Source organism: Halorubrum salinarum (assembly GCF_013267195.1).
GTDB classification, from domain to species: Archaea; Halobacteriota; Halobacteria; order Halobacteriales; family Haloferacaceae; genus Halorubrum; species Halorubrum salinarum.
In genome coordinates this window covers 1819467-1845261 of the sequence record NZ_CP053941.1, presented here as the reverse complement: position 1 = coordinate 1845261, position 25795 = coordinate 1819467, and the positions used below count along the sequence as shown (strand labels likewise).

At 72.1% G+C, this 25795-nt stretch carries 27 protein-coding genes; 10 read left to right on the top strand and 17 right to left on the bottom strand.

The window, feature by feature from the left end; all coding sequences use genetic code 11:
- Positions 1–12 precede the first annotated feature (12 nt).
- Positions 13–678, top strand: coding sequence for a deoxyribose-phosphate aldolase (deoC, locus tag HPS36_RS09345; protein WP_173229936.1), 666 nt, complete (start codon positions 13–15; stop codon positions 676–678).
- Here the strand turns inward: deoC and HPS36_RS09340 are convergent.
- On the bottom strand, positions 675–3125 hold the full coding sequence (locus tag HPS36_RS09340; RefSeq protein WP_173229935.1) for a methyl-accepting chemotaxis protein: 2451 nt from the start codon (positions 3123–3125) through the stop codon (positions 675–677). The genes deoC and HPS36_RS09340 overlap by 4 nt on opposite strands.
- Positions 3122–4276 carry a BMP family lipoprotein gene (locus HPS36_RS09335; RefSeq protein WP_173229934.1) on the bottom strand — a complete coding sequence of 385 codons (1155 nt, stop codon included), beginning with the start codon at positions 4274–4276 and terminating at the stop codon, positions 3122–3124. Before HPS36_RS09335 ends, HPS36_RS09340 begins: the two co-directional genes overlap by 4 nt.
- Before the next feature lie 158 nt (positions 4277–4434).
- On the opposite strand from HPS36_RS09335, the gene HPS36_RS09330 reads away from it, so the two are divergent.
- Positions 4435–4659, top strand: a complete 225-nt coding sequence (locus tag HPS36_RS09330) for a hypothetical protein (protein WP_173229933.1) — start codon at positions 4435–4437, stop codon at positions 4657–4659.
- Between the two features lie 72 nt (positions 4660–4731).
- The gene (locus HPS36_RS09325; protein ID WP_173229932.1) at positions 4732–4902 is read left to right on the top strand and encodes a hypothetical protein; all 171 of its coding nucleotides are present in this window, start codon (positions 4732–4734) and stop codon (positions 4900–4902) included.
- A 32-nt stretch (positions 4903–4934) separates the two neighbouring features.
- Here the strand turns inward: HPS36_RS09325 and HPS36_RS09320 are convergent, their stop codons facing one another.
- From HPS36_RS09320 to HPS36_RS09305, 4 genes are all read right to left on the bottom strand, one after another.
- Positions 4935–5762 carry an ABC transporter ATP-binding protein gene (locus HPS36_RS09320; protein ID WP_121562870.1) on the bottom strand — a complete coding sequence of 276 codons (828 nt, stop codon included), beginning with the start codon at positions 5760–5762 and terminating at the stop codon, positions 4935–4937.
- A complete protein-coding gene (locus HPS36_RS09315) occupies positions 5750–6553 on the bottom strand; it encodes an ABC transporter permease (RefSeq protein ID WP_121562871.1) in 804 nt (267 codons plus the stop codon). Before HPS36_RS09315 ends, HPS36_RS09320 begins: the two co-directional genes overlap by 13 nt.
- Positions 6553–7575, bottom strand: coding sequence for an ABC transporter substrate-binding protein (locus HPS36_RS09310; protein ID WP_173229931.1), 1023 nt, complete (start codon positions 7573–7575; stop codon positions 6553–6555). Before HPS36_RS09310 ends, HPS36_RS09315 begins: the two co-directional genes overlap by 1 nt.
- 231 nt (positions 7576–7806) lie before the next feature.
- Complete coding sequence (locus HPS36_RS09305; RefSeq protein ID WP_053770698.1) at positions 7807–8016, bottom strand: hypothetical protein; 210 nt, start codon at positions 8014–8016, stop codon at positions 7807–7809.
- 142 nt (positions 8017–8158) lie between these two features.
- On the opposite strand from HPS36_RS09305, the gene HPS36_RS09300 reads away from it, so the two are divergent.
- Positions 8159–8962, top strand: a complete 804-nt coding sequence (locus tag HPS36_RS09300; RefSeq protein ID WP_173230806.1) for an SDR family NAD(P)-dependent oxidoreductase — start codon at positions 8159–8161, stop codon at positions 8960–8962.
- 49 nt (positions 8963–9011) lie between these two features.
- On the opposite strand, the gene HPS36_RS09295 is transcribed toward HPS36_RS09300, so the two are convergent.
- Positions 9012–9608 (bottom strand): PadR family transcriptional regulator, encoded by a 597-nt coding sequence (locus tag HPS36_RS09295; RefSeq protein ID WP_173229930.1) that lies wholly within the window; start codon positions 9606–9608, stop codon positions 9012–9014.
- Positions 9609–10136: 528 nt separating this feature from the next.
- On the opposite strand from HPS36_RS09295, the gene HPS36_RS09290 reads away from it, so the two are divergent.
- The 4 genes from HPS36_RS09290 (at position 10137) to HPS36_RS09275 (ending at position 14629) form a co-directional block, all read left to right on the top strand.
- Positions 10137–11741 carry a heme-binding protein gene (locus HPS36_RS09290; RefSeq protein WP_173229929.1) on the top strand — a complete coding sequence of 535 codons (1605 nt, stop codon included), beginning with the start codon at positions 10137–10139 and terminating at the stop codon, positions 11739–11741.
- 69 nt (positions 11742–11810) lie between these two features.
- On the top strand, positions 11811–12275 hold the full coding sequence (locus HPS36_RS09285; protein WP_173229928.1) for a universal stress protein: 465 nt from the start codon (positions 11811–11813) through the stop codon (positions 12273–12275).
- Positions 12276–12351: 76 nt separating this feature from the next.
- Entirely contained in the window at positions 12352–13617 is a 1266-nt protein-coding gene (locus HPS36_RS09280; RefSeq protein ID WP_173229927.1) for a DHH family phosphoesterase, read from the top strand.
- A 4-nt stretch (positions 13618–13621) separates the two neighbouring features.
- Positions 13622–14629 carry a carbohydrate kinase family protein gene (locus HPS36_RS09275; protein ID WP_173229926.1) on the top strand — a complete coding sequence of 336 codons (1008 nt, stop codon included), beginning with the start codon at positions 13622–13624 and terminating at the stop codon, positions 14627–14629.
- A gap of 50 nt (positions 14630–14679) precedes the next feature.
- Here the strand turns inward: HPS36_RS09275 and HPS36_RS09270 are convergent, their stop codons facing one another.
- The 4 genes from HPS36_RS09270 to HPS36_RS09255 form a co-directional block, all read right to left on the bottom strand.
- Entirely contained in the window at positions 14680–15585 is a 906-nt protein-coding gene (locus tag HPS36_RS09270; protein ID WP_173229925.1) for a DUF106 domain-containing protein, read from the bottom strand.
- Positions 15586–15701: 116 nt separating this feature from the next.
- Complete coding sequence (locus HPS36_RS09265) at positions 15702–16325, bottom strand: adenylate kinase (protein WP_173229924.1); 624 nt, start codon at positions 16323–16325, stop codon at positions 15702–15704.
- Between the two features lie 50 nt (positions 16326–16375).
- Entirely contained in the window at positions 16376–16966 is a 591-nt protein-coding gene (locus HPS36_RS09260) for a GNAT family N-acetyltransferase (RefSeq protein ID WP_173229923.1), read from the bottom strand.
- Positions 16963–17331, bottom strand: a complete 369-nt coding sequence (locus tag HPS36_RS09255) for a universal stress protein (RefSeq protein ID WP_137716636.1) — start codon at positions 17329–17331, stop codon at positions 16963–16965. Before HPS36_RS09255 ends, HPS36_RS09260 begins: the two co-directional genes overlap by 4 nt.
- Positions 17332–17420: 89 nt before the next feature.
- Between HPS36_RS09255 and HPS36_RS09250 the strand changes: the two genes are divergently transcribed.
- Together HPS36_RS09250 and HPS36_RS09245 are read left to right on the top strand one after the other, a co-directional pair.
- The gene (locus HPS36_RS09250) at positions 17421–18161 is read left to right on the top strand and encodes a DUF5806 family protein (protein ID WP_173229922.1); all 741 of its coding nucleotides are present in this window, start codon (positions 17421–17423) and stop codon (positions 18159–18161) included.
- The gene (locus tag HPS36_RS09245) at positions 18158–19819 is read left to right on the top strand and encodes a sensor histidine kinase (protein ID WP_173229921.1); all 1662 of its coding nucleotides are present in this window, start codon (positions 18158–18160) and stop codon (positions 19817–19819) included. Before HPS36_RS09250 ends, HPS36_RS09245 begins: the two co-directional genes overlap by 4 nt.
- Positions 19820–19846: 27 nt before the next feature.
- Here the strand turns inward: HPS36_RS09245 and HPS36_RS09240 are convergent, their stop codons facing one another.
- From HPS36_RS09240 to glyA, 6 genes are all read right to left on the bottom strand, one after another.
- Complete coding sequence (locus tag HPS36_RS09240; protein ID WP_173229920.1) at positions 19847–21568, bottom strand: aldehyde ferredoxin oxidoreductase family protein; 1722 nt, start codon at positions 21566–21568, stop codon at positions 19847–19849.
- Between the two features lie 97 nt (positions 21569–21665).
- On the bottom strand, positions 21666–22208 hold the full coding sequence (locus HPS36_RS09235) for a YfcE family phosphodiesterase (protein WP_173229919.1): 543 nt from the start codon (positions 22206–22208) through the stop codon (positions 21666–21668).
- A gap of 82 nt (positions 22209–22290) precedes the next feature.
- Positions 22291–23292 carry an ornithine cyclodeaminase family protein gene (locus HPS36_RS09230; protein ID WP_173229918.1) on the bottom strand — a complete coding sequence of 334 codons (1002 nt, stop codon included), beginning with the start codon at positions 23290–23292 and terminating at the stop codon, positions 22291–22293.
- 95 nt (positions 23293–23387) lie between these two features.
- On the bottom strand, positions 23388–23747 hold the full coding sequence (locus HPS36_RS09225) for a hypothetical protein (RefSeq protein WP_394353757.1): 360 nt from the start codon (positions 23745–23747) through the stop codon (positions 23388–23390).
- Between the two features lie 100 nt (positions 23748–23847).
- The gene (locus HPS36_RS09220) at positions 23848–24258 is read right to left on the bottom strand and encodes a DUF3054 domain-containing protein (RefSeq protein ID WP_173229917.1); all 411 of its coding nucleotides are present in this window, start codon (positions 24256–24258) and stop codon (positions 23848–23850) included.
- Positions 24259–24335: 77 nt separating this feature from the next.
- Positions 24336–25583 carry a serine hydroxymethyltransferase gene (gene glyA / locus HPS36_RS09215; RefSeq protein WP_137716644.1) on the bottom strand — a complete coding sequence of 416 codons (1248 nt, stop codon included), beginning with the start codon at positions 25581–25583 and terminating at the stop codon, positions 24336–24338.
- Positions 25584–25795: the final 212 nt, after the last annotated feature.

The window sequence follows — 25795 nt, the reverse complement described above, 5'->3', positions numbered from 1 at the left end:
GAGGGGAGACCCATGAACCGCGAGGAGTTCGCCGCCAGCATCGACCACACCGTCCTCGGTCCGGAGACGACCTGGGACGACACCCGGACCGTTCTCGACGAGGCCGCCGCCCACGGCATGAACGCCTGTATCCCGCCGTGTTACGTCGCGGAGGCGGCCGACTACGAGAACGCGCCCGAGACGATCGCCACGGTGGTCGGGTTCCCGCACGGCCAGCACGCCCCGGAGGTGAAACGCGACGAGGCGGTCACGGCCTGGGAGGCGGGCGCCGACGAGGTCGACCTCGTGATCAACGTCGGGCGGCTGAAGGCGGGCGACGACGGCGCGGTCGCCGACGAGCTCGCGGACGTGGTCGCGGCCGTGCCGGTCCCGGTGAAGGTGATCATCGAGACCGCGCTCCTCGACGACGCCGAGAAGCGCCGCGCCTGCGAGGCCGCGGTCGCCGCCGACGCCGACATGGTGAAGACCTCGACCGGCTTCGCCGACGGCGGCGCGACGCTCGCCGACGTCGAGCTGATGAGCGAGTACCTGCCGGTGAAGGCCTCCGGCGGCGTCGGCTCCTACGAGGAGGCGACGGCGATGCTCGACGCGGGCGCGGTCCGGATCGGCGCCTCGTCGGGGGTCGCCATCGTCGAGGGACACCCCGAGGCCGGCGGCGAGACGCGGTCGGCGGACTAGGCGTCGTCGCCGTCGGCAGGCCGGTCCCGGCCGTCGCCGTCGGCGGCGAGACCGGGATCGCCCGCCGAGTCACTCTCCGTCTCGGCCGGCGAGTCGCTCTCCGTCCCGGCCGGCGAGTCGCTCTCCGTCTCGGCCGGCGCTCCGAGGTCCGTACCGTCGGTGCCGGCGCCGTCCGCCTCCGCGCCCTCGATCTCCTCGGGCGCGACGTCGACCTCGAACGCCGAGACCGACTCCGAGAGCGACGCGGCCTGGTCGCGGAGCCGGTCCGCGTTCTCCGCGATGGTGGTGACGGTTGCGGTCTGCTCCTCGGCGGCCGCGGACACCTGCTCGGAGCCGCTCGCGACCTCGCCGCTCACCTCGGCGACGTCCTCGACTCCCTCGACCGCGCGCTGGGTCGACCGCGCCTGGTCCTCCGCCGCCTCGCTGATCTCCTGGACGCCGTGGTTCGTCTCCTCGACAGCGTCGACGACCGCCTCCAGCGACGACGACGCCTCGCGGACGGTGTCCGACCCCTCGTCGATCCGGGCGTTCGTCTCGCGGATGTCCGCGACGGTCTCGTCGGTCTCCTCGCGGACCGCAGCGATCTCCGACTCGATCTCGGCGGCCGCCTCCTGCGTCTCCTCCGCGAGTTCCTTGACCTCGTCGGCGACGACCGCGAAGCCCTCGCCGGCCTCGCCGGCGCGGGCGGCCTCGATCGAGGCGTTGAGCGCGAGGATGTTCGTCTGCTCGGCCACGTCCGTGATGAACTCGACGACCTCGTCGATCTCGTCCATGCGCTCGTCGAGGGCCTCCATCTGCTCGACCGCGGCCGCGGAGCGGGCCTCGATCGCGTCCATCTCGTCGAGCGCCTCGGCGGCGGCCTCGCGCCCCGCCTCGCCGCGCTCGGAGGCGGCCTCGGCGGTCTCGGCGACGGACGCCGCGGACGACGCCACCTCCTCGATGCTCGCCGAGAGGTCGCTCATCTCGTCGCTGACCGAGTCGAGCCGCTCGTCCTGTCGGACCGCGCCGTCCGCGATCTCCTGGATCTGCTCGCTGACGGTCCCGCTCGCGGTCTCGACCTCGTCGGCGCCCGCCGCCAGCTCCGCGCTGGCGTCGTCGACCTCGCCGGCGAAGGCGGCGACGCGCGCGGTCGTCCGCTCCAGCTGCGCGACCATGTCGTTGAACTCCTCGGCGATCTCGCGCATCGCCTCGCGGTCCGCGTCGGGGTCTATCCGGCGGGTGAGGTCGCCGTCGGCGACGGCGCCCATCACCTCGCTGTAGTCGGCCGCCCGCGCCTCCATGTCGCGGGTGACGGCCTCGGCCTCCTCGCGGGCCGCCTCGGCCTCGTCGGCGGCGGTCTCCGCCTCCGCGATCCGCTCGCGGAGCGCGTCGCGCATCTCGGCGAAGCTGGTGAACAGCCGCCCGATCTCGTCGACGCGGCCGGTCGACAGGTCGACGTCGAGATCGCCGGACTCGATCCGCTCGGCGCGGTCGCGGAGCCGCGCGAGGGGGACGACCGTGCGCCCGCCCAAGACGACGCCGACTGCCCCGAGCGACGCGAGCGTGAGGAGGAGCAACAGCAGCACCGAGTTCCCCACGTCGTTGCGCACGGCGAACGCCGTCGACTTCGCGACGCTCGTCACCGCCACCCAGTCGGTGCCGGGCACGGCCGCGTACGCGTGGACCTCGTCGTCGCCGATCGTCGTCGCGGTCGTGGCGTTGCCGTCGCGGACCGCCGCGATCCCCTCCGCGTGGCGGTCGCCGTCGACCGTCCCGTCGATGTCCAGCACGGTCTCGCCCGCGGCGTTGAGGATCGTCGTCTCCTCGCCGGTGTCTGTGTCCTGGATCCGTTCGAGCTGCGGCTGGATCCGCGTCACCACGACGAGGTACCGGCCGTCGGCCCGCGGCACGGAGCTGGCGAACGCCATCACCGGCCGGTCGTTGAGCACGGGCGAGCGGTACGACCGGGCGGAGCGCCAGACGCGGTCGTTCTCGCCGACTCCCTCGGGCACGTCCGCGTCGCTCCACGGTGCGTTCAGCTCGCTCGGCGCGCGCCCCTCCAGGGGCCGCTCCGTGCTGGCGACGACGCGGTCCTGCGCCGCGTCGACGAGGTGGATGCTGACGATGTCCTCGGAGAGCAGCTGGTCTTTCAACAGGACGTACGCCGCCGCGCGGCGGTCGGACCGGAGCTCGTCGGCCGCGGACATCGACCGGGTCTGGGTGGTCATCCGCTCGGTCCACGAGCCGATCGCGTCCGCCTGGAGCCCGCTCGTCTCCGCAAGCTGGGTCGTGGCGTCGGTCTCTACGGCGTCCCCGGTCTGGAGGTACGTGAACGCCCCGCCGGCCGCGACGACCGCGGCGACGACGAGGAACGCGAGCGCGAACTTGGCGGCGTACCGCCGGCGGACCGCGTCGGGGAGGACGCGGCCGACGGCGCTCGCCAGCCGTTCGAGCGGTCCGGCGCTCATCGCTCGACCGCCTCCGGGTCGGTGGGCACCGACAGCTCGCCGGCGACGATCCGCTCGCCGGAGTCGGCGATGGCCGCGCGCACGTCGTCGGGGATCACCGGCCCGAGCGTGGTGCCGTACACGAGCGCGACGCCGTCCTCCGCGAGCCCGAGCGCGGTCGTCGACCCCGTCCGGAGCGAGTCGTCGATCGTCCGCTCGGCGGCGTCGTACACCGCGGTCCCGACGCGTTTCACCATCGACCCCAGAATCACGTCCGCGTACCGCGGGTTGCTCCGCGACTGGTCGGAGTCGACGCCGATCGCGTACCGGCCGTACTCCTGTGCGGCCTGAAAGACGCCGAGGCCGCTGCCGCCCGCCGCGTGGTACACCACGTCCGCGCCCTGCTCGTACATCTCCGCGGCGGCGTCGTAGCCGGCCTCGGGGTCGTCGAAGGCGCCCACGTACGTCCGCAGCACGGACGCGTCGCCGTCGGCGTGCGCGACGCCGGCGAGGTAGCCGGCCTCGAACTTCGCGATCAGCGGCGACTCGACGCCGCCGACGAAGCCGACCGTCCGCTCGCCGTCGACGGTCCCGCCGGCCCCGACGGAGAGGTCGCGGCCCGTCACCAGCCCGGCGAGGTGCCCGGCCTGGAACGACCCCTCGTGCTCGCGGAACACGTAGTTCGCGACGTTGTCGCGGTCGACGACGGAGTCGACGAGCGCGTACTGCTGGTCGGGGTGCTCGCCCGCGACCGTCGAGAGCGCGTCCGCCTGGAGGAAGCCGATACAGCAGATCAGGTCGTAGTCCGGCTGTTCGGACGCCGACAGCGCCGCCTGCGTCGTCTCGAAGTCGGCCATCGAGCTCGGCTCCTGATTGGTGAACGCCACGTCGTGGTCGAGGCGCGCCCGCTGTATCCCCCGGTTGGCCGCGTCGTTGAACGAGCGGTCGTCGAGGCCGCCGAGCGCGTACACCATGCCGATCGTCGCGCTCGCGTCGGCCGAGACGGCCGGCGCGTCGTCGCCGCCGTCGGTCGCCGCGTCGTCCCCGTCGTCGATCGACGCCGTTCCGGTCGGATCGGTTCCCAGACACCCGGCGACGGCGCCCGCGACGCCCGTCCCCAGGGCGGCCGCGAACCGCCGGCGCGAGTGCGTGATGCCTCTCGTGTCGGTCATCACGCCGACATCGACGAGAGGGGTCTAAAACGCCTCCGCGCAAATTATCAACGGCAATAGTCAATATTGGTAGGTTGTCGCACGACCGGAGCCGTCGCCGTTCCCCGGACCTGAGAATCCCGACGGCGGATTTATGCCGGGAACGCGTACGACGGGGTATGAGTCACCAACGGAGATCGCGGGGCTTCGACCTCGACGCGGCGTTCAAGGCGTTCGGCGCGGTCGGCATCGCCATCTCGGTCGCGCTCATCGTGGCGGTGTTCGCGCTGACCGATCCGTTCGGCGACTACGTCACCGCGTCGCCGGCCGTCTTCGGCACGCTGCTCTCGGCGGTCCTCGTCGTCGCGGTCGGGTACACGACGCACGCACTCCGGCGCCGGTGACGAGCGAGCGCCCGGCGCGGCGGCGACCGCGGCGCCGAGAGACATAAACCGCTCGCGGGCGGAGCGACGCGCATGTCCGACGAGTCGACCGACGAAGCGGTGGAACGCTTTCTCGACCGAGCGGCGGCCGCGCTCGACGACTACGATCAGGGGTACGCCGACGCGGACGCGACGCTGGCGACGCTGCGGACCCACGTCGACGAGCTGGCGGCGAGCGCCGAAGGAGACGGGGACGGCGCGTAGGCGCCGACGAGCGGGGACCGGCGTCGGGGCGGCTACGGCCCGGCCCCGATCAGCTCTCGCACGCGGCCCACGCGCTCCGCGAACGCGGCGTCGCCGCGGTCGCGCGGGCGCTCGATGTCCACGTCGACGATCTCGCGGACGCGCCCCGGGTCGGCGGCCATCACGACGATGCGGTCCGCGAGCGTCACCGCCTCCGCCACGTCGTGCGTGACGAAGAGGATCGTCTTGCCGGTCGATTCCCACACGTCGAGCAGCTCGCGCTGGAGCATCTCGCGGGTCTGGGCGTCGACCGCGCCGAACGGCTCGTCCATCAGGAGGAGGTCCGGGTCGACCGCGAGCGACCGGGCGATGGCGACGCGCTGTTTCATCCCGCCCGACAGCGACTTCGGGTAGGCGTCGCGGAACTCCGTCAGCCCGACGAGATCGAGCATCTCGTCGACGCGCGCCTCGCGCTCGGCGGGCGAGCGGTCGCTCCGTTCGAGGCCGAAGCCGACGTTCTCCGCGACGGTGAGCCACGGGAACAGGTGGTACTCCTGGAACACGACGCCCATGTCCGTCGTCGGGCCCGTGACCTCGGTGCCGTCGAGGAGGACGCGGCCGTCGGTCGCCTCGGTGAGCCCGGCCGCGATCCGGAACAGCGTCGTCTTCCCGCAGCCCGACGGCCCGACCAGACAGACGAACTCCCCGTCCGCGACCGAGAAGGACACGTCGTCGAGCGCGCGCACCGAGCCGCCGTCGCCGTCGCCGGGGTACGTCTTGCCGACGCCGTCGAGCGCGACGCTCGCCTCGCTCGGCGCCGGGGGGTCTCGCCCGTTGCGCTCGGCGGCGTCGGCCGCCCCGTCACCGTTCACGCCCGCCACGCCAACGCCCTCCGTTCGACCGCGCGGAACGCCACGTCGACGAGCAGGTACATCAGGCTCAACACAAGGATGTACGCGATCGCCCGGTCGACGCGGAGGTTGTTGCTGGCGCGGATGATCTCGCGGCCGACCCCGGGGACGCCGAATATCTCCGAGGCGACGACGAGCATCCAGCACCGGCCCAGTCCGGTCCGGATCCCGGTCATGATCCCCGGCAGCGACGCCGGCAGCACGATCGACCGGACCGCGTCGAGGTCGCCGCGGACGCCGAGCGTCCGGCCCACGTCGAGGAGGTCCTCGCTCACGCCCTCGACCGCGCCGTACGCCGCGTAGAAGTTGATCCAGAACGCGCCGACCGCGATGATGAAGGCGGCGCCCCAGTCGTTGATCCCGAACCACGCGATCGCGAACCCGATCAGCGCGAGCGGCGGCACGGGCCGCAGCGTCCGCACGAGCGGCGCCGTCAGGTCGTCGAGCAGGCGGCTCCACCCGAACGCGACGCCGGCCGCGACGCCGAGCCCGGTCCCGGCGACCGTGCCGGGGATCCAGTGCCGGACGCTCTGGTAGAGCGCCGTCGTCATGTCGCCCGCGGCGAGTTCGCTCGCGAACGCCCCGGCGACCGCGACCGGCGAGGGGAGGACGAACGGGTCCTGCGTGAGCGAGACGGCGTGCCAGACGACGAGGAAGCCGGCGACGCCGACGACCCCGCGGAGCAGTCGCCGGCCGTCGCCGAGCGCGACGCCGGCGAGCGCGTCCCCCTCGCCGGCGGCCGATGCGGTTTCGGTCGCCATCAGAGCGAGCCGTACACCTCCAGGTCGAATATCTCGTCGGTCGACAGCTGCGCTTCGATCTGGCCGTTGTCGGCCGCGAACTCGGAGAACACCTGCGTCGCCTCGGTGATCTCGTTGGGGTCGGTGATGAAGTTCGACAGCGGCGAGTCGAGCGCCTTCCGCGCGCGGTCGACCGGCATCCCGATCCCCTCCTCGACGTGCTCGGCCGTCGCGTCGGGGTTCGCGTCGATGAACTCGGTCGCGCGGACGTGCTGTTCGAGGAACTGCGCCGCGAGCGGCGAGTCCCGGACCGCGTCGCTCATCAGCGTGACCGCGGCGGGCTGGCCGGGGAGGACCTCGGCGGCCGTGCGGAGCATCGTCACCGAGGAGCCCTCCGCCTGCGCGATGGTCGGCACCGGCTCCATGATCGAGGTGCCGTCGATCTCGTCGTTCGCGATCGCCTGCCAGACGGAGCTCGCGCCGTTGATCTCGATGATCTCGACGCTGTCGTTCGCGGCGGGGTCGACGCCCACGTCGCGGAGCCAGTAGCGGAGCAGCACGTCCGGGACGCTCCCCTGCGGGAACGTGCCGAAGGTGAACGGCTCGCCCCGCTCGTCCGCCCACGCCGCGAACGCGTCGGCGCCCTGCTGTTCGAACGTCTCGTGGAACGACTCCTCCGCCATGATCCCCATCGGCTCGCGGATGTTCGCGGCGGTCACCTGCGCCGAGATGCCCCGGTCGATCGCGATCATCGCGGGGACGATTCCGAACATGGCGATGTCGATGTCGCCGCCCCCGAGCGCCTGGACGATCGCGGGACCGTTGCCGAACTCCTGGCCGCTGATCTCGGCGTCGATCTCGGAGAAGTACCCCTCGCCCTCCATCACGTACCACTGGAGGTCGGGGTAGATCGGCATGTGCGCCACCGTCAGTTCGTCGAGTCCGCCGCCGCCGCCCATACAGCCCGCGAGGCCGACCGTCGCAGTTCCGCCCGCCGCCGCGAGGAACGACCGCCGCGACGCTGTCAGATCTGAGTCGTACATACCATTCCAAGCCGCCGGGCGGGCAACACCCTCGCGTCACCAGCAACTGCGGCGGATTCCGATGACGGACGTAATCACAGAATTCGACGATGTAGGGCCTGAAACCGCTGTAAGTACCTTTTTCAGTATCTCAACCCGTCACCGAACGACGCAATTATTGCTCCCATCTTCCCGCGTCGATGCGTGTCGCTGCCAGCGAGCGCTCGCGAACGGGGGTTCGGCGGCGCTCGCTCAGGCCTCCTCGTCGAACAGCCCCAAGTCCTCGGCGACGAGGTCGGCGAGGCGGTCCTTGATCGCGGGGTCGACCTCGGCCACGGACTCGCCGCCGTGCTTCTGGGCGTTGTGCTTGTCGAGCGCGTCCGCGAGGTCGTCGAGCGGCACGCGGGTCTCCGTCTCGCACTCGTCGCACACGATCGGGACGGACGGCTCGTCGGTGGACATTACGCCGACCATCGCCCGTGTCGGATATATGCCTTCGGGCGTCGACCGGGAGACCGACGCCGGCGGCGCCGCCCGCGTCGCCGAGTCCATCTCCGGCGACGCGAACCGCCACCGTCTACTGGCCCCGCCGCGACCCTCCGGCATGTACGTTCTCGTGACGGGGGCCGCGGGCGGGATCGGCGGGGACGTCGCGCGCTCGCTCGCGGCCGCCGGCCACGACGTCCTCGGCGTCGACCGCGACGCGGACGGCCTCGCGGCGCTGCCCGACGCGGTCGAGACCGCCGTCGTCGACCTCCGCGACGAGGCGGCGGTTCGCGACCTGCTCGCGGAGCGCCCGCTCGACGCCGTCGTCTCCTGCGTCGGCGGCTACGAGATCGCGTCGGTCGAGGACACCTCGGCCGAGGCGTTCCGCCGGCAGGTGGACACGAACCTGACCGCGGTCCACGTGACCGCGTCCGCGGCGCTCCCGACGCTGCGCGAGCGCGGCGGGCGCGTCGTGGTCGTCGGGTCGATGGTCGGCTCCGTGGCGCTGCCGTACCACGGCGCGTACAGCGCCGCGAAGGCCGGGCTCGACGGGTACGTCGACGCGCTCCGCCGCGAGGTCGAGCCGCTGGGGGTCGACGTCGCGCTGGTCGAGCCGGGGCCGGTGCCGACGGGGTTCAACGAGCGGGCCGCCGCGGCGGTCGAGGGCGCGGGTGGCGAGGGGCCGTACGCCGACGCCTACCGGGAGTTCGAGGGCTACTCCCCGGCCGCCACCGACGTCGAGACGGTCGTCGAGCGCGTGGTGACCGCGGCGACCGCGGAGCGACCGGAGACGCGCTACCGCGTGAGCCGCCGGGCGCGGTGGCTGCCGCGGATCGCGCGCGTCCTGCCCGACCGGCTGTACGACCGGCTCGTCCGCGCCGGGCTCCCCGGCGGGCTCCTGTGGCGGCTGCTCAACCGGTGAGTCGCGACGCTGCGAGGCGGGAGCGCCGGCGCGGACGGAGCGCCGCGCGTCAGTCGTCGGCGGCGCCGGAGGAGGGCTCCTCGGCGTCGTCCGCGGGCTCCGTCTCGGCGGAGTCCGGCTCGGCCGCGTCCGCCGCGGCGCCGTCCTCCCGGGCGTAGAACTCCTCGGGGGAGGCGTCGATCCGCTCGAACTCGCCGAAGTCGCGCTCGTGGTGGCGGATCATCTGCTCGACGATCCACGCGCTGTACCGCTCCGAGAACGCCCAGTCGGCGTCCGCGTCGTCGACCTCGAACCGACCGTCGGTGGCGAGCGCGGCGTACAGGTGGTAGAAGCCGAGGACGACATCGCCAAAGTCCTTCGCCTCGCCGCCGATCGCGCGGCGCTTCTCGGCCAGCTCCTCGCGGCCCGCGTCGGTGAGCGCGAAGTACTTCCGGTCGGGCTCGTCGGCGCGCTCGACGCGCTCGGCGACGCCCCCCTCCTCGAACTTGTAGAGGATCGGGTAGACGGAGCCGTAGGAGGGCTCCCAGTGCCCGCCGCTGATCTCCGTAATCTCGCCGAGCAGCTCGTACCCGTACCGCGGTCGCTCGTCGAGCAGCTCCAACACGAGGTACGAGATCAGTCCTTTCGGCGGGCCGCTTTTCCGCATCGTCCGGACATTTCGGGGTCGCGTCGAAAGGGTTTCGGTCACGGTGACTGCTGACGCGAGCCGCGACGATCCGGGCGGTCGGGCACTTCGACGCCTCCGGAGCCCGACCGGACAGCCACGTGCGGCGGCGCGTGCCTGCGAGGCCGCTTTGCGGCCGAGGAGCACGCGCGAGGGACGCCGCGAGCGAAGCGAGCGGCGAGGCTGGGGAGGCGTGAGGTGCCGTGCGATGCGGGGCGGGACTCAAAGGGGCAGCCGGGAGGCGGGCACAGGCGATGTAAGCACCGCAGGGAGCGAACGCAGTGAGCGACCGAGGAGCACAGCGAGCGTGCGCCCGCCTCCCGGCTGGGGCTTCGGCGGTCTCGGTAACGGCGTCCCCGTTAGCGAAGGCACTCGGGTACACCCGAGCGGCTGGGACTTCGAAACCGTTTGTGCCGCTTTCCGCACCGACGCGACCGGCGACGGTCCGGCCGATTACTACGTCTCGGGACGACCCGCAAACCCCTAAGTCGCGGGGCACCAACCCGGCGTATGGTCGAGGCTCCACAGACCGCCGAAGGGTGGTTCTCGCTGCACGACTTCCGCTCGATCGACTGGGACGCCTGGCGCGAGGCGCCCGAGTCCGAGCGAGAGCGGGCGATCGAAGAGGGCGAGGCCTTCCTGAAACACCGCGAACTGGTCGCCGACGCCGACGACGGCGAGTCGGCGCTGTTCTCCGTGCTCGGGCACAAGGCCGACCTCCTCTTCTTACACTTCCGGCCGTCGCTCGACGACCTCTCCGCGATCGAGCGCCGCTTCGAGGACACCGCGCTCGCGAAGTTCACCGAGCGCGAGACCTCCTACGTCTCCGTCACCGAGGTGTCGGGGTACGTCTCCGACGACTACTTCGAGGAGGGCGCCGACGCCGTCGACGAGGGGCTCCGCCGGTACATCGAGGGGAAGCTGAAACCCGAGATCCCGGACGAGGAGTACGTCAGCTTCTACCCGATGAGCAAGCGCCGCGGCGAGGAGCACAACTGGTACGACCTCGAGTTCGAGGAGCGCGCCGAGCTGATGGCGGGCCACGGCGAGGTCGGCAAGGAGTACGCCGGCAAGATCAAGCAGGTGATCGCCTCCTCCGTCGGCTTCGACGACTACGAGTGGGGCGTCACGCTGTTCGGCGCGGACCCGACCGACATCAAGGACATCGTCTACGAGATGCGGTTCGACCCCGCCTCCTCGCGGTACGGCGAGTTCGGCGACTTCTACGTCGGCCGGCGGTTCCCGCCGACCGACCTCGACGCCTTCCTCGCCGGCGAGACGGTCCCGACCGGCCGCGTCCCCGAGCGCGACAGCGCCGGCCACCCCCACGGCGGGGGCGGCCACGGCGACGAGGGCGGCCACCACGGCGAGAGCGGCCATCACGGCGACGACGGTCACGGCCGCGGCGAGGGCCACGATCGCTCGGGCACGGGCGGCGGCTCCGCGCACGGCGATCACCCGCACGGCGACGGAGACGGCGGCGAGGGCGACCACCCCCACGGCGAGGACGGCAGCGACGACGGGGGCGCGGACGAGGACATCCGCGGCGAGCTCGCCGACCTCGACATCTACGCCGGGAAGCCCCACGGCGAGGACGTGTACGCCACCGTGCTGTACAGCGAGGCCGACACCGGGGAGCTGTTCGACGAGGTCGAGGGGCTCCGTGGCAACTTCGACCACTACGGCACCCACGTCAAGACCGCGGTGTACGAGGGGCGCCACACCGACCGCGCCGCGGTCGTCTCCATCTGGGACACGGCGTCGGCCGCCGAGACGGCGGCAGGCTTCCTCTCGGAGCTGCCCGACATCGTCGCCCGCGCCGGCGAGGAGTCCGGCTTCGGCACGATGGGGATGTTCTACACGGTCAAGCCCGACTACCAGACGGAGTTCGTCGAGACGTTCGACGACGTGGGCGAGCTGCTGGCGGAGATGGACGGCCACGTCGAGACCGACCTGATGGTGAACACGGAAGACGAGAACGACATGTTCATCGCCAGCCAGTGGAACGCGAAGGAGGACGCGATGGCCTTCTTCCGCTCCGACGAGTTCTCCGAGACCGTCCAGTGGGGCCGCGACGTGCTCGCCGACCGCCCGCGGCACGTGTTCCTGGCGTAGGCCGACCCCGCCCCGGACTCCCCGCTCCGACCGCCGGGTTTTAGGTTCCGCTGCGGCGAACGAGAGTCCATGTTCGACACCATCGTGGTCGCGACCGACGGCTCCGACAGCGTCCGGCGGGCCGTCTCGGTCGCGGTCGACGTGGCGGCGCGGTTCGACGCCGACGTCCACGCGGTGTACGTCGTCGACGCCGGCGAGGTGGAGTCGTCGCCGGACACGGTCCGCGAGGACCTCCGCGACGCGCTCGACGACCAGGGGCGCGACGCGCTCGACCGCGTCTCGGCGGCGGCGCATGAACGCGACAGCGACCTCGGCGTCACCATCGAGGTCCGGGAGGGCCGCCCGGCCTCGGAGATAGACGCGTACGCCCGCTCGGTCGACGCCGACCTCGTCGCGATGGGCACGCGGGGGCGCCACGGCGAGAACCGCTTCCTCATCGGCTCCGTCGCCGAGCGCGTCGTTCGGACCTGTCCGATCCCCGTGTTGACGGTCCGCCAGCTGACCGACGAGGACCCGCGCCGGACGACCGTCTGAAGGGGTGCGGAGCGGCCCGACGCCGCGGCCGACGCGAGAGCGGCGGAGTTTTCCGGCTGCCGCCCGCCCCGACGGTATGGACGACGACCTCATCGACGCGGGGGACGCCCCCCGATCGCGGTACACGAAGCTCCCGGGGAAGGGGTTCTTCTACCCGGACTCGCTGGACGACGAGCGCGCCGAGCGCCGAGCGCGGGAGACGATCGAGGGCAGCGAGGCGGTCGTGATCGCCGACGGCGACGCCGACGGCCTCGCCTGCGCCGCGATGGTCCGCGAGGCGTACGACGCCGCGCTCGACGTGGAGCCCTTCGAAGACGCCATCGCGGCGCGGCTGGAAGCGGGAGGCGACGAGAACGACGACGCGGACGCGGGCGACGAAGATGCGGACGGCGACGAGACGGCGGACGACGACCCCCTCGCCGACGCCCACGCCGAGTCGCCGGTCGGGCTGCTCTCCGCCGGGCCGTACTCGATCGACACCGCGCTCGAACGGGTCGAGGCGTACGCCGACCCCGGGATCGACCTGTTCGTCTGCGACCTCTGTCCCGACGACTACGAGTGGATCGCGGAGCCGCTGGAGGCGCTCGCGGAGTCGACCGACGCGATCCGCTGGTTCGACCACCACCAGTGGGACGACGCGACCGCGGCCGCGGTGCGCGACGCGGGCGTCGACCTCGTCGTCGGCGACTCCGACGAGGAGTGTACCGCCGACGTGACGCTCCGATCGCTCGACCACGCGTTCGACGACCGCTGGACCGAGCTGGCCGCGGTCACGCGCGACCACGACCTCTGGATCAAGGAGGACTCCCGGTCCGACGACCTCGCCGACTACTCCTACTGGGCCGGCGCCGAGGAGTACGCGGCCGTGATCGGCGCGTACGGCGTCGACCTCCCCGAGACGGTCCGGTCGTTCGTCGAGGAGCGCCGCGTCGAGAAGGAGGCCCGGATCGACCTCGCGGTCGACCGCGCGGTCACCCACGAGGTCGGCGACTGGCGCGTCGCGGTCACCTACGGCCGCTGCTCGCAGAACGAGGTCGCGGAGGCGCTCCGCGAGGCCGGCGCCGACGCCGCCGTGATCGTCAAGCCCGCCGGGTCGGCGTCGATCCGCGGCTCCGAGGACTTCCGCCACGCGCACGAGGTCGCCGGCCGCGTGAACGGCGGCGGCCACCCGCAGGCGGCGGGCTGTAAGCCCGACATCTACGACGACATGCTCGACTACGCCCACCACTGGAGCACCGAGGGACAGGCGTGTAAGCGCGTCATCCTCGCGGCGTTCGAGGCGGTCGCCGAGGAGGTCGCGGCCGACGGGAGCGACGCCGACGAGGCCGCGGCGGCCGAGTAGGCCGATGTTCGAGGTCCTCGTGGCCGGCGAGACGCTCGTCGACTTCGTGCCCGGCGCTGGGGAGACGCTGCGCGAGGTCGACGGCTACGCCCACCGCCCCGGCGGGGCGCCCGCCAACGTCGCGGTCGGGCTCGCGCGGCTCGGCTCGCCGCCCGCGTTCTGGACGCGCATCGGCGACGACGCGTTCGGCGAGTTCCTCGCCGAAACGCTCGCTGCCGAGGGGATCCCGGAGACGCACGTCGAGCGCGTCGAGGGGCGAACGACGCTCGCGGTGGTCGCCCCGCCCGGCGCGGACGGCCCGCGGTTCGACTTCTACGGCTCGCGAGACGCGACGTTCGGGTTCGACCCGGACGCCGTGCCGAGCGAGGCGCTGACGGCGGAGGCGACCGGCAAGGCCGGTGACCCGCCGTGGGTCCACCTCGGCGGCGCGGCGCTGACGCACCCCGACGGGCGGGCGGCGACCCGCGAACTGCTGTCGGCGGCGACCGACGCCGGCTGCCCGGTCTCGTTCGACGTGAACTACCGCGCGGACCTCGTTCCGGACGGGAGCGGAGCGGCCGCGTCGAACGCGGTCCGCGAGGCGGTCGCCGCGAGCGACGTGGTCCTGTGTAGCGCCGAGGACGTGGCGGCGGCCGGGCTCTCGACGGACGACGGGGCGGCGCTGGCCCGCGACCTGCTCGGCTTCGGACCGCACACAGCGGTCGTCACCCTCGGTGAGGAGGGCGCGCTCGCGGTCAGTTCGGGGGCGGCGCCGTGGGGCGCCGCGACCGTCCGGCACGACGGGTTCGCCGTCGACGCCGTCGACGCGACCGGAGCGGGCGACGCGTTCACCGCGGGGCTGCTCTCGCGGGTCGCGACCGGGAACGGGCGACGGGTCGGCGGCGAGGACGGCCTCCGCGACGCGCTCGCGTTCGGCAACGCGACCGCCGCGCTCTCGGTGCGGTCGGTCGGCGGGATGGGGTCGATCCTGTCGCGCGATGAGGTGGCGGCGTTCCTCGCGGAGCGGGAGTAAGGGAGGCGAAAGCGGGTCGAGAAAGGACGGACCGGAGCTCGGAGCGCCGCCTACGAGGAGGACGGCGACATCTCGATGTTGAGGCTCTTCTGGACGAGCTGCGTGAACGCCATCGAGCAGAGGAAGTACCAGAGGATCCACATCTGGATCGGGCCGACGATCCCCGTGTCCCACGTGACGGTCCCGGCGAGCGGGACGACGAGCTCCTGGGCGGCGACGGCCGGGTACGCGGCGTCGGAGCCGCGGTAGCCGATCACCCAGAACATCCAGAGGAACGCGGGGATGGTGAGGAACATGATCCACACCATCGGGCGGAACTGCTCTTTGAACATGCCGAGCTGGTCGCCCATCGCCTCCATCTGCTCTTCCTGGATCTGGTCGAGCGCCTCGTCGTCGTCGCGCTTCTCGGCCTCCTTCCGGCGCTCCTGGATGTCTTTCATCCGCTCCTGGTACGCGCCCATCTTCTCCATGTCCATGAGCCCGGCGCGCAGGAGCGTCGAGTACAGCCCCGTGCCGAGCGCGATGACCATGATGACGACGTAGAACGGGACGATGTTCAGGAGCGGGCCGAGGACCACGTCGATGGCGCCGGCGATCGCGTCGCGGACCGGCGGGACCGCGTAGCCGACGAACGCGCCGACGGTCGCCAGCCCGGCGAGCTTGTCCCACTTCGACCAGCTGGTCGTCTCGGGCGTCTCCACGTCGCCGCCGCCCCCGTCGTCGTCTTCCATGCCGGCCTCGATGCCGTCGCGGTCGGCCAGGGCGAACCCCTCCTCGCCGTCGACGAGGATCTCCTTCTCGATGAGCCGGCCCCACTGCCCGCTCGTGATCTCGTCGCGAACGTCGACCCAGCGGACCTCGCCGCCGCTGGCGTTGTCGAGGACGGTTTGGATGGCGTCCCGCATCTCGCCGTCCTCGCGGACCAGCGAGCGGACTCGCCGTTCGACTTTGCTCATTACCGGCTGATTAGCGGTCGACGGTTAAGAAGCTTGTAGAATCGGCGCTCGAATCGACCCGAGGCGACGCGGATCGGTTCGCGGCGCCGGGGCGCGTCGCCCCTCGGCGCGCCGGGTCAGTTCTCGACGACGTCGCGGATCCGCTCGAAGACCTCGTCCGGGGTCGCCTCGCCGTCGACCTCGACGAGAACGCCCTCGTCGCGGAAGTGGTCGACCACGGGCTCGGTGTTGTCGTAGAACACTTCGAGGCGCTCGCGGGCCGTCTCCTCGGTGTCGTCGTCGCGCTGGACGAGGTCGCCGCCGCACTCGTCGCAGACGCCGGGCTCTTCCGGGGGCTGGAAGTCGACGTGGTAGTTCGCGCCGCAGTCGTCGCAGACGCGGCGGCCGGTGAGGCGGTCGACGAGCACCTCCTCGTCGACGTCGAGGAGGACGACCGCGTCGAGGTCCGTAATCTCAGAGAGGTACTCGGCCTGGTCGAGGTTGCGCGGGTAGCCGTCGAGGACGAACCCGTCGGCGTCCTCGAGCGCGGCCTTCACGATCTCGTTGACGACCGGGTCCGGGACCAGTTCGCCCGCGTCCATGAACGACTTGGGCGTCCCGTACTCCGTCTCCATCTCCTTGTTCGCGCGGAGCGCGTCGCCGGTCGTGACGTGTTCAACGCCGTACTCGTCGGCGAGCTTCGCGCTCTGCGTCCCCTTCCCGGCGCCGGGCGCCCCCAACAGCAGAATTCGGTGACTCATACCGGAGCGGTCGCGGGCCGCCCCTAAAGGCTTGAAGATTCCGGCCAACCCTACTCGTCGCCGTCGGCCTCGCCCGCGGATCCGCCGGCCCCCTCCGCGGCCGCCTCGTCGGCGCGGAGCCGCAGCCCCATCTCCAGTTCGAAGCTCTCGGCGTCCGAGGTCTCGAAGCCGATCTTCTTGTACAGCGAGACCGCGGCGCGGTTCCACCGCTCGACGGTGAGCCACACCTTCGCGACGCCGTTCGCCTGCCCGTGCCCGAGCAGCCCGCGGATGAGGTGGGTACCGATCCCGGCGCGCTGGTACTCCTGGTGGACGAAGATCGCAAGCTCGTAGGCGTCGCCGTCGGGCACGAGCGTCGCGTGGCCGGCCGCCTCGTCGCCGCACCAGGCGATCACGTTGTAGCAGTCGTCGCCGAGGACGGCGCCGAGCCACTCGCGGATGCGCTCCTCCCCGCCCGGCGGGATCCCCTGCGCGCGGTCGGCCGGGTCGAAGTCGTCGTACATCTCGACGAGGGCCTCGCGGGCCGCGTCGTCGCCCTCGTACGGCCGGATCTCGACCTTGCGGTCCTCGCGGTCCGTGAACGCGGTCGGCGGCGGCGGGAACTCGTCCGCCACCGCGTCCGGGTAGCCTCGGTCGCTCATCTGACCAGCGTCACCGACGTCTTTGCGTTCAACAGGACGAACTCCGCGATCGACCCGATCGTGATCTTCCCCATCGGGCTCGTGTGGCCGCCGCCGAGGACGATCTCCTCGAACCCCTCGGTCTCCGCGATCTCGACCAGCCGGCTGCCGGGGTCGCCCTCGACGCGCCGCACCTCGGCGTCTATCTCGGCGTCGTCGACCGCCTCCCGGGCGCGGTCCATCACGTCGCCCGGAGCGACCGACGAGTCCTCGTTGTCGACCACGGCGATGGTCAGGTCGTCGTCCGCGACCGCCGCGCGCTCGACCGTCCGGTCGAGCGCGCGGAACGAGTCGTCGCTGCCGCCGATCCCGCAGAGCACTTTCATGCCCCATCCCTCCACGCGGCGGTACAAAAGTGGATCTCCGGCGTCCGGCCACCGACAAGGCTTTTGCCCGCCCGCGGGGTTTCAAACGTATGAGCGACCAGACCGGTCCCGCGGCCGACGACGCCGACGGGACCGGCGACGACGCCGCTGACCGCAGCCCCCCCGAGAGCGGCGACGGCGGTGAAGCGACCGGCGGAGACCCGACGCCCCCCGACGGGGACGCGGCGGCCGACGACGCGACGGACGGTGAGAACGCGGCGGCCGGCGACGCGACGGACGCCGGCGACGGCGACGCGTCGGACGTGCCCCGCGACGTCCAGAAGTACGAGCGGTTCCAGAAGATGGACGGGGCGCGCTACGAGCGCGTCAACGAGTTCCTCCGCGACCGGACGTACATCACGGCCCGCGAGTGGGCGATAGCGCGCCTCTGTGCCGACTTCCGCACGGAGACCGGCGTCGAGATGACGAAGATCGGCGAGAACCTCCCCGAACTGGTCCCCTTCATGACCGACACCTACACCCCGCAGGCGGTCAACCAGGCGCGCTACTCCTTCGAGGAGAAGGTGACGAAGGCGGGCGCGACGTTCCTCTACGGCGCGATGTCCGGCTTCTTCACCGCCGAGGACTTAGACGAGATGATGTACGAGGTGACGGAGGTCGCGAAGTTCCTCCTCGAAGTGGAGGGCGTCGACCTCGCCGTCGCCGACGAGTTAGAGGCCGAGGACAAGATCAGCGAGGTGATGCGCGACGTGCGCGCCTCCTCGGCGGACCTCCGGGGCGAGGAGGTGCGCTGCCCGGAGTGCGGTCACGTCCACGAGCCGGAGGAGTGACGATGGACAGCTTCCCGGAGGCGATCGACGCGACCCCGGACCCGACGCTCGTCGTCGACGGCGACGGCGTCGTCCGCGCGGGGACGCCGAGCGTCGAGGCGGTCTTCGGGCTCGACCCGGCCGAGCTCTCGGGGCGGTCGGTCGGCGCCGTGTTCGAGGACCCGACAGAGGTTGACCTCGACGACGTCGCAACGACCGCGGCCCTCGACGCCGACCCGGGCGACGGCGACGCCGAGTCCGCCGGCGAGGCGACAGGCGACGGGGAGGCCGACGCGGGCGACACCGTCGCCGCGCTGGTCGACGCGGTGCGCGCCGGGGAGTCCCGGTCGCTGGCCGACGGGTTCGAACTCGTCGTGCGCCGCGGCGACGGCGTCCTGATCCCGGTCCGCGTCAGCGTCGGCGCCTTCGGGCTCGACGCCGACTCGTACGCGGTCGTCACCGCGATAGACGTCTCGAACGAACGGACGCGGCAGCTGGCGCTCCGGCGCCGCACGGAGACGCTCGAATCGCTCCACGAGGCGACGAGGGAGCTGCTGAAGACGACGGACAGGGAGGCGGCCGCCGAGGCGGCGGTGTCGTACGTCGACGACGTGCTCGGCCACCCCATCGCCGCGATCTGGTTCCACGACGAGCGGCGCGACGCGCTCGAACCGGTCGTCTGGACCGAGACCGCCGAGACCGTGGTCGGCGACCATCCAACGTTCGACGCCGCGGGGCAGAGCATCACCTGGGAGGTCTTCGAGAGCGGCGAGCCGACCTACGTGGCTGACGTCGCCGACGACCCCGACCGGTACACCGAGGACGCGACGATCCGCAGCGAGCTCGTCGTCCCGCTCGGCCGGTACGGCGTGTTGAACGTCGGCGCCACGGTCCCGGACGCCTTCTCCGAGTCCGACCTGGCGATCGCGCGCATCTGGGCGGCGACGGTGACGATGGTGCTCGTCCGCATCGAGCGGGAGCGACAGCTCCGGCGCCGCGAGGCGGAGGTGGCCCGCGAGCGCGACCGCTTGGAGGAGTTCGCCAGCCTCGTCTCGCACGACCTCCGGAGCCCCCTCAACGTCGCGACCGGCAACCTCGAAATGGTCGCCGACCGACTCGCCGAGGAGTCGATAGAGGTCGCGGAGCTGAGCGCGGTGAAGCGCTCGCTGGACCGGATGGACACGCTCATCGAGGACCTGCTCGCGCTGGCCAGGCAGGGGGCCGGCATCGACGAGACGGAGTCGGTTCCCCTCGCCGACCTCGCCGCGGAGTGCTGGAAGACCGCCGACACCGAGTCGGCGACGCTCGCGGTCGAGACCGACGCCGTCGTCGCGGCGGACCGGAGCCGCCTGCGGCAGGCGCTGGAGAACCTCTTCGTCAACGCGGTCACGCACGTCGGTCCGGGCGTCACCGTCACGGTCGGCTCCCTGCCCGACGGCGACGGCTTCTACGTCGAGGACGACGGCCCGGGGATCGACCCCGCCGAGGGGGAATCGGTGTTCGAGGCGGGCGTGACGACGGATCCCGACGGCACCGGATTCGGGCTGAAGATCGTCGCCGAGGTCGCGGAGGCGCACGGGTGGACGGTCGAACTCGGCGACGGCGACGGCGGCGCGCGGTTCGAGTTCCGCGGCGTCGACGTGGTCTCGGCCGGAAACACCGACGAGACGGCCGACTGACGCGGTCGCGTCCGCGAGCGCCCGCCGTCAGTCGTCGGCGGGCGCCGCGCTCGCCGGGTCGATCCCGTCGCCATGTCCGGGCACGGTGCCGTCGTCGTTCCAGCCGCGGAGCGCGTAGTACTCCGACAGCGCCGCGTCGAACCCCTCGATCGCGTCGGCGTACGGGAGCGTGTCGTCCGCGCGGTCGAAGCCGCGGGCGTTGTTGAACGCGCGCTCCAGTTCGACGATCCGGGCGCCCAGCGTTTGGAGGGCGTCGTAGTCGGCGTCGAGCAGCGCGGCGAGCCGGTCGTCGGTGACGGTGCCCCGCGAGAACTTACAGACGACCGCGGAGTCGAGTACCGCGTTGCGGTTCTCCTTCGCGACGAGCTTCGGGGGCTTCCCCGACAGCCCCTCGGGATCGAACGCCTCGTCGGGGTCGACGAGGGGGTACTCGTACGGGTAGAACTCGCCGTACATGTGGTCGGCGCCGCGGTTCGCGGTCGCGAACGCGAGCCCCTGTCCGTTGAGCGCGCGGCCGTCGTGGCCGGAGAAGGCCATCCCCTTCACCGTCCAGTCGTCGGCGCCGAACTCCTCGTGGGCGCGGTGGACGCCCTCCGCGAGCTTGTCGCCGACGCCCTCGCGGTAGGCGATCTGCTCGACGAGCGAGCGGACCAGCTCCGCGTTGCCGAACTCGTCTTCGCTCTGGAGGAACATCGAGACGGCGTCGCCACAGGAGATGGTGTCCATCCCCAGCTCGTCGCACAGCTCGTTGGCGGCCATCACGTCGACGATATCGCCGACGCCGGCGTTCGACCCGAACGCCATCACCGTCTCGAACTCGGGGCCCTCCGTCTCGACGCCCGTCTCCTCGTCGCGGGTCGGGAGCTTACAGGCGAACGCGCACTGCGAGCAGGTTCCCTTCTTGTACTTCTTCTCCTCGACGCGGTCGCCGGAGATGCCCTCGACGCCCTCGAAGGAGGTCTCGGCGAAGTAGTAGGCGGGGAGCGCGTCCACCTCGTTGGCCAGCTCCGTCACGCTCGTCGTCCCCTGCCGCTTCATGATCGAGTCGGAGGTCGCGGCCTCGCGGTGGACCTCGCCCGCCGCGTCGGGCCAATCGAGGTCGAGGTCGACCTCGGCCTCGCCGTCGAACGTGAGCGCCTTCACGCCCTTCGAGCCGAGGACCGCGCCGAGGCCGCCGCGCCCGAACGCCCGCGTGTCCGAGGTCATCACCGACGCGAACCGCACCTCGTTCTCGCCGGCGGGGCCGACGCAGGCGACGTGTTCCGGCTCCAAACCGTGCGTCTCAGCGAGGCGGTCGGAGACGGCGGACACCTCCGCCTGCGCTAGGTCCGGGACCCCCTCGAACGTCACGTCCGGCTCGCCGTCCGGACCGATCTCGCGGACGTGGACCGCGAGCAGGTCGTCGCTCGCGCCGACCAGCTCGACCGCGGCGTACCCCGCGCCGGTGAAGTTCCGCGAGAGGAACCCGCCCGCGTTCGACGACAGCAGGCCGTTCGTGAGCGGCGAGAGGCCCGTGGCGGCCATGCGCCCGGTGTAGGAGGTCGTCGAGTACTGCATCGGCCCCGTCGAGAGGAACAGGCGGTTCTCCGGGCCCAGCGGGTCGGCGTCGAACGGGATCCGGTCGTACGCGAGCGACGTGTTGAGCCCGCGGCCGCCGACGAACGACGCGAGCCGGTCGTCGATCCGCGTCGTCGACGCGGTCCGCTCTGTCAGGTCGATCGTGAGGAGCGGTCCCTGCGCGTGTCTCATACGCGTACGGAGCGAGCGATCGGCGATAAAACTCGGGGTGCGGCGGCGTTCGGCGCCACCGTCGCGGGGGCGTCGGGCGCCCGTCGCCGCGACGCCGTCAGCCGTCGAGGAGGTGGTGGGTCACCGCGTCGGCCCCCGACTCCGCCGTGTCGAGCGTCGCGACCCGGAACGCGTCGTCGGCGCCCTCCACGGGGATGGGGAGGCCGCCGGGGTTCACGCGGACGGTCCCGCCCCGCGCCTCGACGCCGTGCGCGTGGGTGTGGCCGTGGAACACGTAGTCGTAGTCGCCGCAGTCGACGAGCGCGTCGACGACGAGGTCGCTCGTGCCGTGGGTGACCGCGACGTCGACCGCGTCGGCGCCGGCCGCGTCGCCGCTCCCCGCACCGTCGAACGAGAGCGCGGCGGCCTCCCCGTGGTAGGTGCCGAACTCCTCGACCGTCGACTCGACGGCCCACTCCCCGTCGTTGTTCCCGCGGACCGCGTGGAAGTCGAAGTCCGCGTCGAACGGCGTCACGGAGAAGGGCGCGACGAAGTCGCCGCAGTGGACGACGGCGTCGACCCCCTCGCGCTCGAACAGCGAGACGGCCGCCTCGACGGCGGCCAGGTCGTCGTGCGTGTCGGAGACGATGCCGATGCGCATGTCTGCGGGCAGGCGGGCGCGGCACTTCAACCTCTGCCCCGTCGCTCGGCTCCCCCCGCCCGCGCCGCCCGCGCCACCGGCGCTACTCGCCCGTCAGCGCCTCGCTCGCGGGCGCGAAGTCGATGGTCTCGCCCCGTCCGGCGTCGCTCGCCCGCTCGTACAGCATGTGCGCGGCGGCGACCGTCTCGACCCCGGTCCCGCCCGAGTCGAAGACGGTCACCTCCTTGTCGCTCGTCCGGCCGGGATGGTCGCCCGCGACGACCGCGCCGAGGTCGGCCGCGATCCCCTCACCTTCCTCGATCAGGCCGGCCGCGACCGCGGCGAGGTACGAGCCGGCGTCCTGCGTCGCGCGCGCTCGGAGGTCGGGGACGTAGGTGGCGCGCGCGACGAGCTCGGGGGGCAGCTCGTTCTTCTCCGGGTGGTACTGGCCCATCGCGGTGACGTGCGTGCCCGGCACCACGTCGGCGTCGGCGATCACGGGGTCGCTCGCGGTCGTCGCGGTGATCACCACGTCGGCGCCCGCCAGCGCGTCGCCCGCGCTCTCGACCGCCGACACGTCGGCGTCGAGTCGCTCGTCGAAGTCGGCGGCGAACGACTCGCGGTTCTCCGCGGTCGGCGAGAAGACGCGGACCGCCTCGAACTCGCGGACCGTCGCGGTCGTCGCGACCTGCCCGCGCGCCTGCGCGCCGCTGCCGATCACGGCGAGCTCGGTCGCGTCGTCGCGGGCGAGCGCGTCGACCGCGACCGCGCCCGCGGCGCCGGTCTTGAACGGGTTCATCGACGCGCCGTCGAGCAGCGCGAGCGGCTCGCCGGACTCGGCGTCGAACAGCGGCGTCATGAACCACGCGTCGCCCGCGCCGAACCCCGCCGAGTAGGTGTACCCGCCCATCGCGCCCGTCTCCGGGAGGACAGCCGCGTAGGTGGTGAGCATGCCCGGCGGCTCGCGGTTGAACAGCTTCGTCCGCGGTTCGGCCGGCGCGCCCTCGCCCACCTGGCGGTACGCGTCGCGGACCGCCGCGACGTAGTCGGCCGGCTCCGCGAGGTCGTCGACGTCGCCGCTCGACAGGAACAGGGTCTCCGTCATACCCGACCACTCGCGGCGAGGGGACTAAACGGTACAGGACGCGGCGAGCGGTCGGGATGACGGGCCCGGACCGCGGGGGTCGGGCGGCCGAGCGCTCAGTCGGCGGCGCCCGCGGAGGAGCCGCCTCCCGCCGATCCGCCGGTCGCCGAGCGCTCGCCGGCCTCGCCGTCGAGCGACTGGCGTGCGGGCGCCTCGCCCGCGACTGGATTTCGGACGAACATCGCGTGAGCCATCACCGCGCCCGCGGCCGCGGCGCCGACCGGGAGCGCGGCGGTCAGGGACAGCCCGACCAGCGTGAGCGAGGCGGTCACACCGATCAACGCGCCCGGAATGAGCCCAAGGACGTAGTCGTAGTATCCAGCCATGCTGTCGTTGAATACTAACTGGATCGTCCGTATTAAATTTTTCTCGCGGTTCGCGGGCGGTTCGACCATGAACACGCAGATGTAACTCATAACTTATGAGCCGCACGAGGGACCCGGGAAGCCGTTTCGGTCGGACGGGGAGAAAGGGGCGGCGCGGTCGGTCGCCGGAGTCGGCGGCGGAACGCGGGGGCTACCGCAGTCGGAAGTAGAGCGCGCGCCAGCCGCCGAGCGCGAGCGATCCCAGCACGAGCATGACGGCCGCGAAGGTGAGCTCGGCGCCGCCGCGGAAGACGAACGCGCGGAGCGCCAGCCCGACGACCGCCGCGGGGATCCACGACCTGACGACGAGCGGCACCGACGACTTCGCCGTCTCGGCCGCGCCCGCGGAGTAGGCGCCGACGAGCGGCGCAACCGCCGCCCAGCCGATCAGGAACGGGGCGTAGACGCCGGGGAGGTACAGCGGGTTGGCGGTGAGGAACGCGACCGACTGGTGGTTGAGCGTCCCGACGGTCAAGAGTAGGATCAACGCGATCACGTCGCCGACGACCAGCGGGGCGGCGTCGCGGTCGAGGCGAGCGGCGAGAAACGGCGGAGCGTCCATACCGACCCCTGCGGGCCGCCCCCACTTTTACGCACGGATTCGTCGACGCGGACCGACCCCGCGACGGCGCCGGGTCGTCACTCGTACAGCGGGTGGGCCTCGCAGAGCTCGACGACGCGCTCGCCGACCTCGTAGATCACGTCGTCGCTGTCGGCGTCGTCGACGACGCGGTAGATCAGGTCGCCGACCTCCTCGATCGCGTCCGCGTCGAACCCGCGCGTCGTGAGCCCGGCGGTGCCCGCGCGGATCCCGGAGGGGTCGAACGGCGAGCGCGTCTCGCCGGGGACCGTGTTCCCGTTGAGGACGATGTTCGCGGCCGCCAGCGCGTCCTCGGCCTCGCCGCCCGAGAGGTCCGGGTGCGAGTCGCGCAGGTCGGCGAGCACGAGGTGGTTGTCGGTGCCGCCGGAGACCAGCGAGAGGCCGTGCTCTTGGAGCGTCTCGGCGAGCACCTCGGCGTTGTCGACCACCCGCTGGGCGTACGCCTCGAACTCGGGCTGGAGCGCCTCCTTGAAGCCGACCGCCTTGCCGGCGACGTTGTGCATCAGCGGGCCGCCCTGCCCGCCGGGGAAGACGGCCGAGTCGACGTCGTCCGCGAACTCCGCGTCGCACATCACGATCCCGCCGCGGCCGGCGCGGATCGTCTTGTGGGTCGAGCCGGTGACGAAGTCGGCGACGCCGACCGGCGAGGGGTGGACGCCGGCGGCGACGAGGCCGGTGATGTGCGCGATGTCGGCGAGGTGGTAGGCGTCGACCGCGTCGGCGGCCGCCTGGATCTCCTCCCAGTCGACGGTGCGGGGGTACGCGGAGTAGCCCGAGACGATGATGTCCGGGTCGAACGACTCGGCGGTGTCCCGGAGCCCCTCGTAGTCGATGTAGCCGCTCTCGGGGTCGACCTCGTACTGCTCGACGTCGTACAGCTGCCCCGTGAAGTTCGCGGGGTGGCCGTGCGAGAGGTGACCGCCGTGGTTCAGCTCCAGCGAGAGGATCTTGTCGCCGGGTTCGAGGACGGAGTAGTACACCGCCTGGTTCGCCTGCGTGCCGGAGTGGGGCTGGACGTTGACGTGGTCGGCGCCCCACAGCTCCTTCGCGCGTTCGATCGCCAGCTCCTCGACCTCGTCGGCGTACTCGCAGCCGGCGTAGTAGCGCGACCCTGGATAGCCCTCGGCGTACTTGTTGGTGAGGACGCTGCCCTGCGCCTCCAGTACCGCCTCGCTCACGTGGTTCTCGCTGGCGATCATCGCCAGCGTCTGCTCCTGTCTGTCGCGCTCCCCGGCCAGCGCGTCGGCGACCGCCGGGTCGACCTCCCGGACGTGCTCGTGGTCCATGTGCGAACCCGGGCGCGACCGCGCATTAATCCTTCCGTCGCCGCCGCGGCACCCCGCCGCCGATCGGTCGCGCACCCGGCAACGATGGCGACCGTCGAGACGCCGATCGACCGGCGATCGCCGTCGGGGCTGATCGGGCGATTTCGGCCTTTTGAGGCCTCCTACGTGAGTTGTCCGAACCATGAATCCCGTTAATATTAAATACGCAACCA

Excerpts from the sequence above, each read along its gene's own strand:
- deoC (WP_173229936.1), top strand. The coding sequence starts at position 13 with ATGAACCGCGAGGAGTTCGCCGCCAGCATCGACCACACCGTCCTCGGT.
- HPS36_RS09340 (WP_173229935.1), bottom strand. The coding sequence starts at position 3,125 with ATGAGCGCCGGACCGCTCGAACGGCTGGCGAGCGCCGTCGGCCGCGTC.
- HPS36_RS09335 (WP_173229934.1), bottom strand. The coding sequence starts at position 4,276 with ATGACCGACACGAGAGGCATCACGCACTCGCGCCGGCGGTTCGCGGCC.
- HPS36_RS09330 (WP_173229933.1), top strand. The coding sequence starts at position 4,435 with ATGAGTCACCAACGGAGATCGCGGGGCTTCGACCTCGACGCGGCGTTC.
- HPS36_RS09325 (WP_173229932.1), top strand. The coding sequence starts at position 4,732 with ATGTCCGACGAGTCGACCGACGAAGCGGTGGAACGCTTTCTCGACCGA.
- HPS36_RS09315 (WP_121562871.1), bottom strand. The coding sequence starts at position 6,553 with ATGGCGACCGAAACCGCATCGGCCGCCGGCGAGGGGGACGCGCTCGCC.
- HPS36_RS09310 (WP_173229931.1), bottom strand. The coding sequence starts at position 7,575 with ATGTACGACTCAGATCTGACAGCGTCGCGGCGGTCGTTCCTCGCGGCG.
- HPS36_RS09305 (WP_053770698.1), bottom strand. The coding sequence starts at position 8,016 with ATGTCCACCGACGAGCCGTCCGTCCCGATCGTGTGCGACGAGTGCGAG.
- HPS36_RS09300 (WP_173230806.1), top strand. The coding sequence starts at position 8,159 with ATGTACGTTCTCGTGACGGGGGCCGCGGGCGGGATCGGCGGGGACGTC.
- HPS36_RS09295 (WP_173229930.1), bottom strand. The coding sequence starts at position 9,608 with ATGCGGAAAAGCGGCCCGCCGAAAGGACTGATCTCGTACCTCGTGTTG.
- HPS36_RS09290 (WP_173229929.1), top strand. The coding sequence starts at position 10,137 with ATGGTCGAGGCTCCACAGACCGCCGAAGGGTGGTTCTCGCTGCACGAC.
- HPS36_RS09285 (WP_173229928.1), top strand. The coding sequence starts at position 11,811 with ATGTTCGACACCATCGTGGTCGCGACCGACGGCTCCGACAGCGTCCGG.
- HPS36_RS09280 (WP_173229927.1), top strand. The coding sequence starts at position 12,352 with ATGGACGACGACCTCATCGACGCGGGGGACGCCCCCCGATCGCGGTAC.
- HPS36_RS09275 (WP_173229926.1), top strand. The coding sequence starts at position 13,622 with ATGTTCGAGGTCCTCGTGGCCGGCGAGACGCTCGTCGACTTCGTGCCC.
- HPS36_RS09270 (WP_173229925.1), bottom strand. The coding sequence starts at position 15,585 with ATGAGCAAAGTCGAACGGCGAGTCCGCTCGCTGGTCCGCGAGGACGGC.
- HPS36_RS09265 (WP_173229924.1), bottom strand. The coding sequence starts at position 16,325 with ATGAGTCACCGAATTCTGCTGTTGGGGGCGCCCGGCGCCGGGAAGGGG.
- HPS36_RS09260 (WP_173229923.1), bottom strand. The coding sequence starts at position 16,966 with ATGAGCGACCGAGGCTACCCGGACGCGGTGGCGGACGAGTTCCCGCCG.
- HPS36_RS09255 (WP_137716636.1), bottom strand. The coding sequence starts at position 17,331 with ATGAAAGTGCTCTGCGGGATCGGCGGCAGCGACGACTCGTTCCGCGCG.
- HPS36_RS09250 (WP_173229922.1), top strand. The coding sequence starts at position 17,421 with ATGAGCGACCAGACCGGTCCCGCGGCCGACGACGCCGACGGGACCGGC.
- HPS36_RS09240 (WP_173229920.1), bottom strand. The coding sequence starts at position 21,568 with ATGAGACACGCGCAGGGACCGCTCCTCACGATCGACCTGACAGAGCGG.
- HPS36_RS09235 (WP_173229919.1), bottom strand. The coding sequence starts at position 22,208 with ATGCGCATCGGCATCGTCTCCGACACGCACGACGACCTGGCCGCCGTC.
- HPS36_RS09230 (WP_173229918.1), bottom strand. The coding sequence starts at position 23,292 with ATGACGGAGACCCTGTTCCTGTCGAGCGGCGACGTCGACGACCTCGCG.
- HPS36_RS09225 (WP_394353757.1), bottom strand. The coding sequence starts at position 23,747 with ATGAGTTACATCTGCGTGTTCATGGTCGAACCGCCCGCGAACCGCGAG.
- HPS36_RS09220 (WP_173229917.1), bottom strand. The coding sequence starts at position 24,258 with ATGGACGCTCCGCCGTTTCTCGCCGCTCGCCTCGACCGCGACGCCGCC.
- glyA (WP_137716644.1), bottom strand. The coding sequence starts at position 25,583 with ATGGACCACGAGCACGTCCGGGAGGTCGACCCGGCGGTCGCCGACGCG.